We start from the raw sequence: 14997 nt of genomic DNA on the forward strand, positions 1-14997 counted from the left end.
GGGCTTGGCCGCGTGGCCTCTAGGGTGGAGACATGCGCCGTGGCTCCCGTCCTCCTGAAGGACGCATGGGAGTGACACGAATCGTGATCGCCGGTGCGCTGGTCTCTGGGCTTGTGCTGATCATCATGCTGGTCGCCGGGCTCCAGGGGCTGCCGCGGTTCCGCGCGGTCGACTTCGGGACCGGCGACGCGGTCGAGCAGACTCCGGAGCCGGAGCCCACCGTCACGGACGGGCCGATCAAGCTGCCCGAGCGCGACGACCTGCTCGCGACGATCATCGCGAGCGTCGGGGCGGTCATCGTCTGCCTCGCGGTGCTCGCGCTCGTCGTTCTGCTGATCGTGCTGGTCGTCCGCAGGCTCCGGGAGCTGTGGCGGGACCGGCCGCTGCGGCGCAGGGGCGGGGCCGAGATCGACGACGAACCGGCGTCCGGCGCCGAAGCGACCGTCGCCGCTGCGGCGATCCGCCGTGGCATCGCCGCTGCGATCGACGTCATCGGAGAGTCCCGAGACCCCGGCGACGCGATCATCGCCGCCTGGGTGGGGCTGGAACAGACCGCCGCGGATTCGGGCGTCGCCCGCGCCGCCAGCGAGACGCCCCGCGAGTACACCCTGCGCATCATCGCCCGGCGCGCGGCCACAGAGAGCGACGTCGGCGCACTCGTGGATCTCTACGAGCAGGTGCGATACGGGGGCCACATCGCCGACGACGCAGACCGCCGGGCGGCCCGCGACCTGCTCGAGCGTCTCGAGGAGGAGTGGCGATGAACGGACGGATCGTTCTCGGCACGATCGGCGTGCTCATCGCCGCCGGCATCGTGCTGACGATCATGACCTGGCTCGGCAGCCCTGTCGAGTTCACGCTCGCCTGGCTGCTCATCGTCGGAGTGATCGTGCTGGCCTTCCAGCAGCCGTTCATCGACGAGGGAGGGATGTGGCCACCGGAGCAGCAGACCGTCCTTCAGCGCGGTTCGGACGTCTCTCGGCTGGCATGGTCGGTCAACCCGCGCACCGGCATCGCCGGTCACGTCATCGTCGCCCGGGTGCAGCAGGTGCTGCGTCGGCGCCTCGCCCGACACGGTCTCGACCTCGATGACCCGGCCGATTTCGAGCGGATCGACGCCCTGGTCGGTCGCGATGTCCGTGAGGTGTTCGGTCGCCGCGAGGTGCGTCGCCGAGACCTCGAACTGGTCCTGGACGCCGTCGACCGCATTCCCACGTCCAGCGCCGTCACGGCGAGTCAGGAGAGATAGATGGACACCGACGAGATCACCCGGATCGAGGACATCGGCCGCCGCGTGCTGGACAGCGTCCGTGGCGCGGTGGTGGGCATGGACGGCCCCCTCACGGTCGCCCTCGCCGCGATCCTGGCCGGCGGGCACGTGCTCTTCGAAGACGTCCCCGGTCTCGGCAAGACGCTCGCCGCACGCAGCATCGCCACCGCCCTCGGTCTGGACTTCCGCCGCCTGCAGTGCACGCCTGACATGCTCCCCGGCGATGTCACGGGGTCCTATGTCTACGCCCCGGCGACAGGGGAGTTCCGATTCCGTCCCGGACCGATCTTCACCGGCCTGCTGCTCGCCGACGAGATCAACCGCACGACGCCGAAGACCCAGTCCGCGATGCTCGAGGCCATGGCCGAACGGCAGGTCACCGTCGAGGGCGACAGGTACCCGCTGCCCGCGCCGTTCCACGTGATCGCCACCTCGAACCCGATCGAGTACGAGGGCACCTACGCGCTGCCGGAGGCGCAGCTGGACCGCTTCATGGTCCGGCTGTCGGTGGGGTACCCGAGTGCGGAGGGCGAGACGCGGATCATCCTCGATCGCGTGCAGAGGCAGACCCCGGATGCGCCGGTCGAGACCGTGATCGACGCGGAGGGCCTGCTCGCCCTGCAGGCCGCCGTCGAGCGCATCCACGTCGATCCCGACGTCGCGCGCTACTGCGTCGACGTGGTGCGCGCCACTCGTGCGGCGACGAACGTGGCCGTCGGCGCCTCGCCTCGCGGCTCGCAGGCGCTGGTGCTCGTCGGCCGCGCGCTCGCGGCCCTGGACGGGCGCTCGTACGTGCGTCCCGATGACATCAAGCGCATCGCCGAGCCGGTGCTCGCTCATCGCCTGACCCTCACGCCGCAGGCATGGGCGCAGGGGATCGATCCGGCCTCGATCGTGGCCAGCGTGGTCGCGCAGACTCCAGTGCCGCCGACCATCGCCGGGGCTCCGAGCGGGGCGTCGGCCGGAACGCCGGCGCGATGAGGCGCGCATGAGCAAGGAAGGCGCCGGGGGAGCGGCGGCCACCGGAGATCGCACCGACATGCACGTCGCGCTGACGTGGCACCGAACTCCTGTGGTCGCGGTGGCGCTCGCGGGGGCGGTGCTGCTGGCCGGGACCGGGCTCGCCACGTCCCGTCCCGACCTGGTGGCCGTCGGACTGCCGCTCGCGCTGGCGTTCGTCTGGGCACTGCTGCGCCGGCCCTCAGGGGGCGAAGCGACGGTGGGGCTCGAAGCCGCGGCAGGTGAGCGCGCCGGCGAGGTCACCGCGCGGGTCGACATCGCCGCGGACGCGGACTGGGTGCAGGTCGCCGTGGATCAGGCGGGGCGCCGGACAGGGATGGCCGACGTCGTCCCGACGATCGGTGCGCTCCGGACCCGCAGCCGGCTGCGTCATTCCGGGCCGATCGAGCTGCTCGAAGTGACAGCACGGTGCGTCGCCCTGGACGGCGCGTGGGTCTCGGCAGCGTCACCCACGGCGCGCCTGCGCTGGAACGCGGCGCCCGCCCTGCGCAGACTCCGTGAGATCCCCGTCGCACCGCGACTGACCGGACTGCACGGCGGCCACGAGGGCGCCCGACCCGGTCAGGGTGGCGACTTCCGCGACATCCACCCCTTCGCCCCGGGTGACGAGCTGCGGCGCGTGGACTGGCGCGCGACCGCGCGACTGGCGCGCATCCCTGGCGAGCTCTACGTCCGTCGGGTCAACACGCTGAGCGACAGCTCGGTGGTGATCGCAGTCGACACCGCCGACGACCTCGGACAGGTCGTCGCGACCTGGGGCACCGCCGACATCGAGCGCAGCGGCACGACCTCATTGGATCTCGCGAGGGAAGCCGCCCTCTCGATCGCGACCGCGGCGATCGAGACCGGTGACCGGGTGGCGTTCCACGAACTCGCGCCCGGCGGCCGCACGCTGCGCAGCGGCGCGGGTGCCCGGTATCTGGCCCGCCTGCGTGATGTGATCGCGGCCACCGGCGTCAGCGGCGACGGCTCGCGATACCGACGCACTCCTCCGGTGCCGCAGGGGTCGATCGTGTTCGTGCTCTCCACCTTCTTCGACGGCGCTGCGGCCGAGCTCGCGACGCGGTGGCGGGCGACGGGTCATGCGGTCGTCGCTGTCGACGTGCTGCCGGAGCCTGATGACTCCCGGCTGAGCCGCGAGCAGCGCCTGGCGATCCGCACCCTGCTCGCCGAGCAGGGCGACATCCTGAGCGAGTTGCGCCGCACCGGTGTCGAGGTGCTGAGGTGGCGCGAGGGCGACGCGGATGCCGTGCTGAGGATGCTCCAGCGCGGAGGCCGGTCCGCACCTATGGTGGTGCGACGATGACCGGGCTCTCGCTGCGCGGTCGTCCGCGGCCGCACACCTTCCGGGTGCCGGCTTCCGTACCTGGTGCGGTCGTGCGCCTCGCCCTCGTGGCGATGGCCGTCGCGGCCGCGTTCACGGTGATCCCACTGCCGATGTGGCAGTGGATCGCCATCGTGGCGGCCCTCGCGAGTGTCATCGTGCCGCGCACGATGTTGGGCTGGGTCGCCGCCGTCGGCGTCCCGGTCGGTCTGTTCGTGTCCGAGCCTTCGCCGGCGCACACCGCACTGGCGGTGCTGTTCGTGCACGCGATCCACGTGCTGGCCGGCATCGGCTTGACCATCTCGCTGCGCACGCGGGTCGCACTGCGGGCGCTGCTGCCGAGTGCGCGCCGGTTCGTGGTGATCCAGCTGATCGCGCAGCCGATCGCATTCGGTGGATCGCTGCTGGTCGCCGGTGCGGCGGGCACGGCGATCGCGTGGCTGGCGCCCCTGGGTGCCGTGATGCTGCTTGCAGGTGTCATGTTCGCTCTGCGCGCGCTGCGCAGAGCGGATGCCGGCGGCGCCGCCTGAGAGGGCGTCCGGGCCCGATGTCGGTGGCCCCTCCTAGACTTGTCTGGTGCCCATTGTTCCCGTCGCCAGCTCAGGAAAACTCAGTGTCCGCGGTGCCCGCGTGCATAATCTCAAGAACGTCGACATCGAGATCCCTCGCGACTCGCTGGTCGTCTTCACCGGCCTGTCTGGTTCCGGCAAGTCCAGCCTCGCGTTCGACACGATCTTCGCGGAGGGTCAGCGCCGCTACGTCGAGTCGCTGAGCGCCTACGCGCGCCAGTTCCTCGGCCAGGTCGACCGACCGGACGTCGACTTCATCGAGGGCCTCAGCCCCGCGGTGTCGATCGACCAGAAGTCGACCAACCGCAACCCGCGTTCGACCGTCGGCACGATCACCGAGATCTACGACTACATGCGCCTGCTCTGGGCGCGCATCGGCGTGCCGCACTGCCCCGAGTGCGGGGAGCGCATCCAGCGCCAGACGGTGCAGCAGATCGCCGACCAGCTCATGGAGCTGCCCGAGCGCACCCGCTACCAGATCGTCGCCCCCGTGGTCTCGCAGAAGAAGGGCGAGTTCGTCGACCTGTTCCGCGAGCTGGGCGCGAAGGGCTATTCGCGTGCGATCGTCGATGGCGACCTCATCCAGCTGGCCGAGCCGCCGAAGCTGAAGAAGAGCTACAAGCACGACATCGCCGTGGTCGTCGACCGCCTCGTCGCGGCCGGCGACATCCTCGGCCGCGTGACCGACTCGGTCGAGACCGCGCTGGGCCTTGCCGGTGGCGTCATGCAGGTCAACTTCGTCGACGAGGAGGGGGATGCCGCCTGGCAGTCCTTCTCCGAGAAGCTGGCCTGCCCGAACGGGCATCCGATCACCCTCACCGAGATCGAGCCGCGCACGTTCTCGTTCAACGCGCCGTTCGGCGCGTGCCCGGCGTGCTCGGGCCTCGGCACCCGGATGTCGGTCGACGTCGACCTCATGCTCGGCGACCAGGAGCTGTCGATCCGCGAGGGCGTCATCATCCCGTGGACCACGCAGGGGAAGGGGCTGTTCCAGTACTACGAGCGACTGCTCGAGGGGCTCTCGAACGACCTGGACTTCTCGCTCGACACGCCCTGGCACAAGCTGCACTCCGATGTGCGCGAGGCGGTGCTGCGCGGCGACAACTACAAGGTCACCGTCAAGTGGAAGAACCGGTACGGGCGCGAGATGCGCTACACCTCCGGATTCGAGGGCGTGGTGCCCTACATCGAGCGGCAGTACATGCAGGCCGAGTCCGACAGCCAGCGCCAGCGCTGGGCCGAGTACCTTCGCGAGGTGCCGTGCCCCGTCTGCAAGGGCGACCGTCTGCGTCCCGAAGTGCTGTCGGTGCTGGTGCACGGGCACTCGATCTCGGAGGTCTCGCACCTCAGCCTGGCCGATGCCCGCGATTTCATGGAGACCCTGGTGCTGTCGGACCGCGAGGCCAAGATCGCCGCGCAGGTGCTGCGCGAGATCCGGCTGCGGCTCGACTTCCTGCTGCAGGTCGGCCTGGCCTACCTCAACCTCAGCCGCTCGGCGGGTTCGCTGTCCGGCGGTGAGGCTCAGCGCATCCGCCTCGCGACACAGATCGGCTCCGGCCTGACCGGAGTGCTGTACGTGCTGGACGAGCCGTCGATCGGCCTGCACCAGCGCGACAACCGTCGCCTGATCGAGACGCTGGAGACGCTGCGCGACCTGGGCAACACCCTGATCGTGGTCGAGCACGACGAGGAGACCATCCAGGCCGCCGACTGGGTCGTGGACATCGGCCCCGGCGCAGGCGTCGGCGGGGGAGAGGTCGTGCACTCCGGGCCCTACTCCGCGCTGCTGGCCGACACCGACTCGATCACCGGCGACTATCTCGCCGGCCGTCGCGAGATCACGACGCCGGCCAAGCGCCGCCGCATCGACCGCAAACGGATGCTCGGAGTCGTCGGCGCTCGGGAGAACAACCTGAAGAACGTGTCAGCGGACTTCCCGCTGGGCGTGCTCACCGCCGTCACCGGCGTGAGCGGATCGGGCAAGTCGTCGCTGGTCAACGACATCCTCTACCAGGTGCTCGCCTCGAAGCTCAACGGCGCACGAACCGTGCCGGGCAAGCACACCAGGGTCACCGGTCTCGACAACCTCGACAAGGTCGTGCACGTCGATCAGGCGCCGATCGGCCGCACCCCGCGATCGAACCCGGCGACCTACACCGGTGTGTTCGACCGCATCCGCACGCTGTTCAGCGAGACGCCCGAGGCGAAGGTGCGCGGCTACCTTCCCGGCAGGTTCAGCTTCAACGTCAAGGGCGGCCGCTGCGACGCATGCTCCGGTGACGGCACGATCAAGATCGAGATGAACTTCCTGCCCGACGTGTACGTCGACTGCGAGGTGTGCCACGGCAAGAGGTACAACCGCGACACGCTCTCAGTGCACTACAAGGGCAAGAACATCGCCGAGGTGCTGGAGATGCCCATCGAGGAGGCCGCGTCCTTCTTCGAGGCGATCCCGGCCATCCACCGCTACATGAAGACCCTGGTCGACGTCGGGCTCGGCTACGTGCGGCTCGGGCAGTCGGCGACCACGCTCTCCGGCGGCGAGGCGCAGCGCGTCAAGCTCGCAACCGAGCTGCAGCGCCGCTCGAACGGCCGATCGATCTACGTGCTCGACGAACCGACCACCGGCCTGCACTTCGAAGACGTGCGCAAACTGCTCGAAGTGCTGAACGGTCTGGTCGACAAGGGCAACACCGTCATCGTCATCGAGCACAACCTCGACGTGATCAAGTCCGCCGACTGGGTGATCGACCTCGGCCCCGAGGGCGGTTCGGGCGGCGGCGAGATCATCGCGACCGGTACGCCCGAGCAGATCGCGCGCGCCGAGGGCAGCCACACCGGCCAGTTCCTCGCCGAGGTTCTCGGTCTCGGGGGCGCCGCGCGCAAGGCCGGCTGATGGCGGACGTCCTTCCGTACAAGCCGCGGACAGGGGAGATACCGACCGATCCCGGGGTCTACCGGTTCCGCGACGCGGACGGCCGGGTGCTCTACGTCGGCAAGGCGAAGAACCTGCGCCAGCGGCTGTCGAACTACTTCGCACCGCTGCGCACGCTGCACGAACGCACCAGGCGGATGGTCACGACCGCGTCATCCGTGGAATGGACCGTCGTCGCGACCGACGTCGACTCGCTCCAGCTGGAGTACATGTGGATCAAGGAGTTCGATCCGCCGTTCAACGTGCGCTACAAGGACGACAAGTCCTACCCGTTCATGGCGATCACCCTCGCCGACGAGGCGCCACGCGTGATCGTGACCCGCAACCGTCGCATCCCGGGGGCGAAGTACTTCGGTCCGTTCCCGAAGGTGTGGGCGGTGCACGACACGATCGAGCTGATGATCAGGGCGTTCCCGATCCGCACCTGCAGCGACTCCAGCTACCGCAAGGCGATGGCCACGGGCCGGCCGTGCTTCCCCGGCCAGATCGGCCGGTGCGGCGGTCCGTGCTCGATGACCTGCACCATCGAGGAGCACCGCGCGATGGTCGACGACTTCATCGCGTTCATGGAGGGCGGTGACGAGCGCTTCACCCGCGAACTCACGAAGCGCATGCGGGAGGCCTCCGCCGCGATGGACTACGAGGCCGCGGCGAAGTACCGCGACAAGCTCGCCTCGATCGACGCCGTGCTCGGCAAGAGCGCACTGGTGCTCGCCGCCGACGAGGACGCCGACCTGTTCGGCATCGCCGAGGATGAGCTCTCCGCAGCGGTGCAGCACTTCGTGATCCGCGGCGGCCGTGTGCGCGGTGTGCGTGCCACGGCGATCGACAAGGAGATCGACATCGCCGGTCCCGAGCTCGTCGATCAGGTGCTGCAGCGCGCCTACGGCGAGTCCGCCGACATCCCGCGCCGCATCCTGGTGCCATGGCTGCCTGACGATGCCGCCGAGCTGGAGGAGTGGCTGCGCGAGAAGCGCGGCCGCAAGGTCGAGATCGCCGTCGCGCAGCGCGGACAGCGAGCCGAGCTGATGCGCACCGCGACGCTGAACGCGACGCAGGCGCTGATCCGGCACAAGACGAAGCGCACCAGCGACTACGTCGCGCGCACGCAGGCCCTCACCGACCTGCAGGAGGCGCTCGGCATGGACGAGGCGCCGCTGCGCATCGAGTGCTACGACATCTCGCACCTCAGCGGCACGAACGTCGTCGCGTCGATGGTGGTGTTCGAGGACGGCCTGCCTCGCAAAGACCAGTACCGCTCGTTCAACATCGCCGAGACGACGGATGACACGGACTCGATGTACCAGGTGCTGATGCGCCGGCTCGCGCACATCGATCGTTCCCCCGAGCCGACGCCCGACCCGACGACCGAGGCCGTCGCGGGGGAGAGGGCCCGCCCCCGCTTCGCCTACCGTCCTCAGCTGTTGATCGTCGACGGAGGGCAGCCGCAGGTCGCGGCGGCGGAGCGGGCGCTGCGCGACAGCGGCGCGACTGGGATAGCGCTGTGCGGGATCGCCAAGCGTCTCGAGGAGATCTGGCTGCCTGGCGATGACTTCCCTGTCATCCTGCCGCGGACCAGTGAGGCGCTGTATCTCGTGCAGCGGCTGCGCGATGAGGCACACCGGTTCGCGATCACGCATCAGCGCCGCAGGCGCCGGCGCGACATCACGACCGTGCTCTCCGAGGTGCCGGGACTGGGGGATGCCCGGATCAAGGCGCTGCTGAAGCATTTCGGCTCGGTCGCGAAGCTGCGAGCCGCCGACGCGGAGCAGATCCAGGAGGTCTCGGGCATCGGACCTGCGCTCGCGCGCAGCATCCAGGCGCGGCTCTCGAAGGGGGCCGTGGAAAACGCCTAAGCTGGATGCCGAGGGAAGGGGCGGCATGACTGCGGGGGAGACTGCGGAAGAGGCCACTGTCGAGGAGCACGGCGAGTTCCTGATCGTCACGGGCATGTCGGGGGCGGGCCGGACGACGGCCGCCAACGCGCTCGAGGACCTCGGCTGGTACGTGGTCGACAATCTGCCGCCGCAGATCCTGCGTCCGCTGCTCGACCTCACCGGCATGGGCGGTGCGAATCTGCCGAAGGTCGCCGCGGTCGTCGATGTGCGCGGCCGCAGCCTCTTCGATGACTTCCCCGGGGTCGCCAGGGCGCTGCGCTCCCGCGGCTCCGGAGTGAAGGTGCTCTTCCTCGACGCCTCCGACGACGTCCTGGTCCGCCGCTTCGAATCGGTGCGCCGTCCGCACCCGCTGCAGGGCGACGGGACGCTGCTGGACGGCATCCGGACGGAGCGGTCGCGTCTGGCGATGGTCCGTGAGGCCGCCGACCTGGTGATCGACACCTCGAGCCTGAACATCCATCAGCTCGCCACGCAGGTGACCGAGATGTTCTCCGAGGAAGGCGCCGCGAGACATCGCCTCACGCTGCTCAGCTTCGGCTTCAAGTACGGCCTGCCCACCGACGTCGACCTCGTGGCCGACATGCGCTTCCTGCCGAACCCGTTCTGGAACGACGACCTGCGCGGTCTCACGGGCCAGGATGAGCCGGTGCGCGAGTTCGTGCTCTCACGGGACGGCGCGCAGGAGTTCCTGAATGCCTACGCCGCCGCACTCGTGCCTGTGCTCGAGGGGTACCAGCGAGAGAACAAGAGCCACTCCACGGTCGCGATCGGATGCACCGGCGGCAAGCACCGCTCGGTCGCGATGGCGGAGGAACTGGGTCGCAGGCTGGGCAAGATCCCGGGCGTCGCGATCAACATCAGACACCGCGATCTCGGTCGGGAGTAAGGTGGGCGGATCGTCGGCAGGGTCCGGTTCCTAGTAAGCTGGTCCCTTGCGCCGCGATCCGGCGCGCGGAGCAAGAGGAGTCCCGTGGCACTAACCACCGACGTCAAGGCGGAACTGGTCAGCATTCGGAACGCACCCCCTTCGGTGCGCGTCGCGGAGGTGACCACCATCCTCCGGTTCGCCGGCGGACTGCACTCCATCGCGGGTCGCGTCGCCGTCGAGGCCGAGGTGGATGCCGAGACGCTGGCGCGTCGTGTCGCCCGCGACCTCGCCGAGATCTACGGAGTCCGTCCCGAGATCGCCCAGGTCAAGTCCAGCACCGCCCAGACCGGTGGTGCGGCCGAGAGCCCGCGCTGGGCTGTGCGCGTCATCGCCGCCGGCGAGACGCTGGCCAGGCAGACCGGTCTGCTCGATCCGCGTCGCCGTCCGGTCCGCGGTCTGCCGAACCGTCTGACCACAGGCTCCCGCGAGGAGCTCGCCGGCATCTGGCGCGGGGCGTTCCTCGCCGCCGGTTCGCTCAGCGAGCCCGGTCGCTCGGCCATGCTCGAGATCGCATGCCCGTCGTCCGAGGCCGCGATGGCCCTGGTCGGTGCCGCACACCGCCTCGGCATCGCCTCCAAGGCCCGCGAGGTGCGCGGCATGCCGCGCGTCGTCGTGCGCGAGGGTGAGTCGATCCGCGGCATCCTCGCGGTGATGGGTGCGCAGCGCACCGCCGCCGCCTGGGAGGAGATGCGTCAGCGCCGTGAGGTGCGCGCCGGCGTGAACCGCCTGGTGAACTTCGACGACGCCAACCTGCGCCGGTCCGCACAGGCCGCGGTCGCCGCCTGCGCCCGCGTCGAGCGCGCGCTGGAGATCCTCGGCGAGGAGGTTCCCGATCACCTGCGTCTGGCTGGACGTCTGCGTCTGGAGCACCGCGAGGCGAGCCTGGACGAGCTCGGCCACCACGCTGAGCCGCCGCTGACCAAGGACGCCGTCGCCGGCCGCATCCGCCGTCTGCTCGCGATGGCGGACAAGCGTGCACAGCAGGAGGGAATCCCCGGCACCGAGGCGGCCGTTCCAGCCGGTCTCGACGGCTGACACCGACAGATTTTTCCGCATCGTGGGCGCTTCCGTAACGGAGGCGCCCACGTGCGTTTTTCCGCGGGTCATCTGCGGAAGCATCCGGTCCATGACTGCGTTGTCGTCAGTAGGATGAGACTCGTCCGCTCTGCCCCGCACACGGCGGCGCAGGGGAACGACAAGCGCCGCGGCGCGGCGCGGATTGGATGAATTCGACATGGCGACTTACACGCTCCCCGACCTTCCGTACGACTACGCGGCACTCGAGCCGCACATCAGCGCCAAGATCATGGAGCTGCACCACGACAAGCACCACGCCGCGTACGTCGCCGGCGCGAACGCTGCGCTGGAGCAGCTGGCGGAGGCCCGGGAGACCGGCAACTTCGCGAACGTCAACCGTCTCGAGAAGGACCTCGCGTTCCATCTCGGCGGCCACGTCAACCACTCGATCTTCTGGACGAACCTGTCGCCGAACGGCGGAGGCCAGCCCGAAGGCGAGCTGAAGGCCGCCATCGAGGAGTTCTTCGGCTCCTTCGAGAAGTTCCAGGCGCACTTCACCGCTGCGGCCATGGGCATCCAGGGCTCCGGCTGGGCCGTGCTGAGCTGGGACCCGATCGGCGCTCGCCTGATCATCCAGCAGCTGTTCGACCAGCAGGGCAACACCGCCCAGGGCACCATCCCGCTGTTCCAGCTGGACATGTGGGAGCACGCGTTCTACCTCGACTACCTCAACGTCAAGGCCGACTACGTGAAGGCCGCGTGGAACATCGCGAACTGGGAGAACGTGTCCCAGCGGTTCGTAACGGCGCGCGAGAACACCTCGGGTCTGCTGGTACTGTCGTAAAAGATGGGCGTCCTGATGGGCGTTCAAGCCCATCAGGACGCCGTTGTCCGTGCAATCCGCAAGAATCACGCAATTCCTCGAGTAAGAACCAGGAGACTTTCGTGTCTGTCAAGATCGGTATCAACGGCTTCGGTCGTATCGGGCGTAACTTCCTCCGCGCGGCGCTCGCGCAGAACGCTGACCTGGAGATCGTCGCTGTCAACGACCTCACTGACAACAAGGCCCTCGCGCACCTGCTGAAGTACGACTCCGTCGGCGGACGCCTCGGTGTGGATGTCTCCTACGAGGGTGACGTGATCACCGTCGGCGGCAAGGACATCAAGGTCTTCGAGGAGCGCGACCCCGCGAACCTCCCCTGGGGCGAGCTGGGCGTCGACATCGTCATCGAGTCGACCGGTCGCTTCACCAAGGCCGAGGACGCCGCCAAGCACATCGCCGGCGGTGCCAAGAAGGTCATCATCTCCGCTCCCGCCACCGGCGCGGACGGCACGTTCGTCATCGGCGTGAACGAGGAGACCTACGACCCGGCGAACCACAACATCATCTCGAACGCGTCCTGCACCACGAACTGCCTCGCGCCGCTGGCCAAGGTGTTCAACGACAAGTTCGGCATTCAGCGCGGCTTCATGATGACCGCACACGCGTACACCGCCGACCAGAACCTGCAGGACGGCCCGCACGGCGACCTGCACCGCGCCCGCGCCGCGGCGATCAACATCGTCCCGGCGTCGACCGGCGCTGCCAAGGCCATCGGCCTCGTGCTGCCCGAGCTGAACGGCAAGCTCAGCGGCTCGTCGTACCGCGTCCCGGTGCCCACCGGCTCGATCGTCGACCTCACCCTGGTGACCGATCGCGACGACCTCACCATCGACGAGATCAACGCCGCGTACCGCGAGGCAGCGGCCGAGGGACGCCTGCAGGGCATCCTGAAGTACAACGAGGACCCGATCGTGTCGAGCGACATCCAGCTCGACCCGCACTCCTCGGTCTTCGACGCCGGCCTGACCAACGTCGACGGCAACCTCGTCAAGGTCTCGAGCTGGTACGACAACGAGTGGGGCTACTCCAACCGTCTCGTCGACCTGACCGAGTACGTGGCCGAGCGTCTCTAAACTCTCTTCCATGACACTGCGCACCCTCGACTCCCTCACGGAGACCGTCGGGTCGCTGGAAGGCAAGCGCGTCATCGTCCGTTGTGACCTCAATGTCCCCCTGCGGGACGGGGTCATCACGGACGATGGCCGCGTCAGGGCCTCCCTGCCGACTCTCAACGCCCTGATCAGCGCCGGCGCCCGCGTCGTCGTCTGCTCCCACCTCGGTCGCCCCGATGGCGCGCCCGACCCGCAGTACAGCCTCGCGCCGGTGGCGCAGCGCCTGTCCGAACTGCTCGGCAAGCCCGTCGCGTTCGCGTCGGACACGGTGGACGAGTCGGCCCAGCAGGCCGTCGCCTCGCTTCAGGGCGGCGATGTCGTCGTGCTGGAGAACCTGCGGTTCAACCCAGGGGAGACCTCGAAGGACGACGCCGAGCGCGCCGCGTTCGCCGGTCGTCTCGCCGCCCTCGGCGACGCGATGGTGTCCGACGGCTTCGGCGTCGTGCACCGCAAGCAGGCCAGCGTGTACGAGCTCGCCCAGCAGCTGCCCTCCGCGGCCGGACTGCTGATCGCGACCGAGCTCGACGTGCTCGACCGCCTCACCGAGAACCCCGAGCGCCCGTACACGGTCGTCCTCGGCGGGTCGAAGGTGAGCGACAAGCTGGGTGTCATCTCGCACCTGCTGCCGCGCGTCGACCGTCTGCTCGTGGGCGGCGGCATGCTGTTCACCTTCCTCGCGGCCGAGGGGCACGCCGTGGCCTCCAGCCTGCTCGAGAAGGACCAGCTGGACACCGTTCGCGGCTACATCGCCGATGCGAGGGAGCGCGGGGTCGAGCTCGTGCTGCCGACCGACGTCGTCGTGGCATCCGGCTTCGCGGCCGACGCCTCTCACGAGGTGGTCGCCGCCGACGCGATCGAGCAGAGCTCGTTCGGCGCCTCCGGTATCGGCCTCGACATCGGACCCGACACCGCTGACGCCTTCGCTGCGGCCATCCGCGACTCGAGGACGGTGTTCTGGAACGGCCCGATGGGCGTGTTCGAGTTCCCGGCCTTCGCAGCCGGGACCAAGGCCGTCGCGCAGGCTCTCACCGAGATCGACGGTCTCGGCGTGGTCGGTGGCGGCGACTCGGCAGCAGCTGTGCGTCAGCTCGGCTTCGCCGACGACCAGTTCGGACACATCTCGACGGGCGGAGGCGCAAGCCTCGAGTTCCTCGAGGGCAAGAAGCTCCCCGGCTTGGAGGTACTCGGATGGGTGTGAAGAGGGTTCCGCTGATCGCGGGCAACTGGAAGATGAACCTGGACCACCTGCAGGCGGTCGCCACCGTGCAGAAGCTGCACTGGACGCTGAAGGATGCCGGGCACGAGAACGGCTCGGTCGAGGTGGCGGTGTTCCCGCCCTTCACCGACATCCGCAGCGTGCAGACGCTGATCGACGCCGACAAGATCGCCTTCGGTCTCGGCGCTCAGGACGTCTCGGCGCACGACTCCGGGGCGTACACCGGTGAGGTGTCCGGTGCGTTCCTGTCGAAGCTCGGTGTGGGCTACGTGATCATCGGGCACTCCGAGCGTCGTGAGTATCACGCGGAGTCGGACGAGATCGTGAACGCGAAGGTGCTCGCCGCGCTGAAGCACGGTCTGGTGCCGGTGATCTGCGTGGGCGAGACGGCTGAGGACCTGGAGACCCACGGCGCGAGCGCCGTGCCCGCCGGGCAGCTCGAGGCGGCTCTGGCCGGCGTCCCGGCATCCGCCGACATCGTCGTGGCCTACGAGCCGGTCTGGGCGATCGGCTCCGGCCAGGCGGCGACGCCGGCGCAGGCGCAGGAGGTCTGCCAGGCGCTCCGCCAGGTGATCGCCCGTGTTCTCGATGAGGATGCCGCGGCACGCACGCGCGTGCTGTACGGCGGCAGCGTGAAGTCCGGCAACATCGCGAGTTTCATGCGCGAGCCCGACGTCGACGGCGCCCTGGTGGGCGGCGCGAGCCTCGTCGTGGACGAGTTCGCGGCGATCATCCGGTTCGAGAAGCACGTCGGCGTCTGAGCGGCGCAATGGGGCCCGGAACCGGCGACCCCGTATAATCGACAGTCATGCGGGCCGTTCGGCC

Annotated in this window: 13 protein-coding genes; all 13 read left to right on the forward strand. The window is 69.2% G+C overall.

Translation table 11 applies throughout. The features are described 5' to 3' along the window. Positions 1-65 precede the first annotated feature (65 nt). The 13 genes from ACFVDO_RS00680 to tpiA all read left to right on the forward strand — a co-directional run bounded on the left by ACFVDO_RS00680 (position 66) and on the right by tpiA (position 14933). Positions 66-764: a DUF4129 domain-containing protein gene (locus tag ACFVDO_RS00680; RefSeq protein WP_378886821.1), complete on the forward strand. Its 699-nt coding sequence runs from the start codon at positions 66-68 to the stop codon at positions 762-764. Next, entirely contained in the window at positions 761-1249 is a 489-nt protein-coding gene (locus ACFVDO_RS00685) for a hypothetical protein (RefSeq protein ID WP_378858434.1), read from the forward strand. The genes ACFVDO_RS00680 and ACFVDO_RS00685 overlap by 4 nt, the downstream gene beginning before the upstream one ends. Beyond that, entirely contained in the window at positions 1250-2251 is a 1002-nt protein-coding gene (locus ACFVDO_RS00690) for an AAA family ATPase (RefSeq protein WP_378858435.1), read from the forward strand. Between the two features lie 7 nt (positions 2252-2258). After that, positions 2259-3596: a DUF58 domain-containing protein gene (locus ACFVDO_RS00695; RefSeq protein ID WP_378858436.1), complete on the forward strand. Its 1338-nt coding sequence runs from the start codon at positions 2259-2261 to the stop codon at positions 3594-3596. Next, positions 3593-4144 carry a hypothetical protein gene (locus ACFVDO_RS00700; RefSeq protein WP_378858437.1) on the forward strand — a complete coding sequence of 184 codons (552 nt, stop codon included), beginning with the start codon at positions 3593-3595 and terminating at the stop codon, positions 4142-4144. The genes ACFVDO_RS00695 and ACFVDO_RS00700 overlap by 4 nt, the downstream gene beginning before the upstream one ends. Before the next feature lie 46 nt (positions 4145-4190). After that, positions 4191-7079 carry an excinuclease ABC subunit UvrA gene (gene uvrA, locus ACFVDO_RS00705; protein ID WP_378858438.1) on the forward strand — a complete coding sequence of 963 codons (2889 nt, stop codon included), beginning with the start codon at positions 4191-4193 and terminating at the stop codon, positions 7077-7079. Continuing rightward, positions 7079-8974, forward strand: a complete 1896-nt coding sequence (uvrC, locus tag ACFVDO_RS00710) for an excinuclease ABC subunit UvrC (RefSeq protein ID WP_378858439.1) — start codon at positions 7079-7081, stop codon at positions 8972-8974. Before uvrA ends, uvrC begins: the two co-directional genes overlap by 1 nt. A gap of 25 nt (positions 8975-8999) precedes the next feature. Then, positions 9000-9902 carry an RNase adapter RapZ gene (gene rapZ, locus ACFVDO_RS00715; protein ID WP_378858440.1) on the forward strand — a complete coding sequence of 301 codons (903 nt, stop codon included), beginning with the start codon at positions 9000-9002 and terminating at the stop codon, positions 9900-9902. 84 nt (positions 9903-9986) lie between these two features. After that, positions 9987-10979, forward strand: a complete 993-nt coding sequence (gene whiA, locus ACFVDO_RS00720; protein ID WP_378858441.1) for a DNA-binding protein WhiA — start codon at positions 9987-9989, stop codon at positions 10977-10979. Positions 10980-11178: 199 nt separating this feature from the next. Beyond that, positions 11179-11805 (forward strand): superoxide dismutase, encoded by a 627-nt coding sequence (locus ACFVDO_RS00725; RefSeq protein ID WP_378858442.1) that lies wholly within the window; start codon positions 11179-11181, stop codon positions 11803-11805. Positions 11806-11906: 101 nt separating this feature from the next. Continuing rightward, the gene (gene gap, locus ACFVDO_RS00730; protein WP_378858443.1) at positions 11907-12917 is read left to right on the forward strand and encodes a type I glyceraldehyde-3-phosphate dehydrogenase; all 1011 of its coding nucleotides are present in this window, start codon (positions 11907-11909) and stop codon (positions 12915-12917) included. Between the two features lie 10 nt (positions 12918-12927). After that, positions 12928-14154, forward strand: a complete 1227-nt coding sequence (locus tag ACFVDO_RS00735; RefSeq protein WP_378858444.1) for a phosphoglycerate kinase — start codon at positions 12928-12930, stop codon at positions 14152-14154. Beyond that, positions 14145-14933, forward strand: a complete 789-nt coding sequence (tpiA, locus tag ACFVDO_RS00740; protein WP_378858445.1) for a triose-phosphate isomerase — start codon at positions 14145-14147, stop codon at positions 14931-14933. The genes ACFVDO_RS00735 and tpiA overlap by 10 nt, the downstream gene beginning before the upstream one ends. Positions 14934-14997: the final 64 nt, after the last annotated feature.

It is taken from the genome of Microbacterium sp. NPDC057741, from assembly GCF_042798735.1.
Taxonomy (GTDB): domain Bacteria; phylum Actinomycetota; class Actinomycetes; order Actinomycetales; family Microbacteriaceae; genus Microbacterium.

What these genes read in the sequence shown, in the direction of transcription:
- ACFVDO_RS00690 (WP_378858435.1), top strand. Translation starts at nt 1,250, where the DNA reads ATGGACACCGACGAGATCACCCGGATCGAGGACATCGGCCGCCGCGTG.
- uvrC (WP_378858439.1), top strand. Translation starts at nt 7,079, where the DNA reads ATGGCGGACGTCCTTCCGTACAAGCCGCGGACAGGGGAGATACCGACC.
- ACFVDO_RS00725 (WP_378858442.1), top strand. Translation starts at nt 11,179, where the DNA reads ATGGCGACTTACACGCTCCCCGACCTTCCGTACGACTACGCGGCACTC.
- ACFVDO_RS00700 (WP_378858437.1), top strand. Translation starts at nt 3,593, where the DNA reads ATGACCGGGCTCTCGCTGCGCGGTCGTCCGCGGCCGCACACCTTCCGG.
- ACFVDO_RS00680 (WP_378886821.1), top strand. Translation starts at nt 66, where the DNA reads ATGGGAGTGACACGAATCGTGATCGCCGGTGCGCTGGTCTCTGGGCTT.
- tpiA (WP_378858445.1), top strand. Translation starts at nt 14,145, where the DNA reads ATGGGTGTGAAGAGGGTTCCGCTGATCGCGGGCAACTGGAAGATGAAC.
- ACFVDO_RS00695 (WP_378858436.1), top strand. Translation starts at nt 2,259, where the DNA reads ATGAGCAAGGAAGGCGCCGGGGGAGCGGCGGCCACCGGAGATCGCACC.
- ACFVDO_RS00685 (WP_378858434.1), top strand. Translation starts at nt 761, where the DNA reads ATGAACGGACGGATCGTTCTCGGCACGATCGGCGTGCTCATCGCCGCC.
- rapZ (WP_378858440.1), top strand. Translation starts at nt 9,000, where the DNA reads ATGACTGCGGGGGAGACTGCGGAAGAGGCCACTGTCGAGGAGCACGGC.
- ACFVDO_RS00735 (WP_378858444.1), top strand. Translation starts at nt 12,928, where the DNA reads ATGACACTGCGCACCCTCGACTCCCTCACGGAGACCGTCGGGTCGCTG.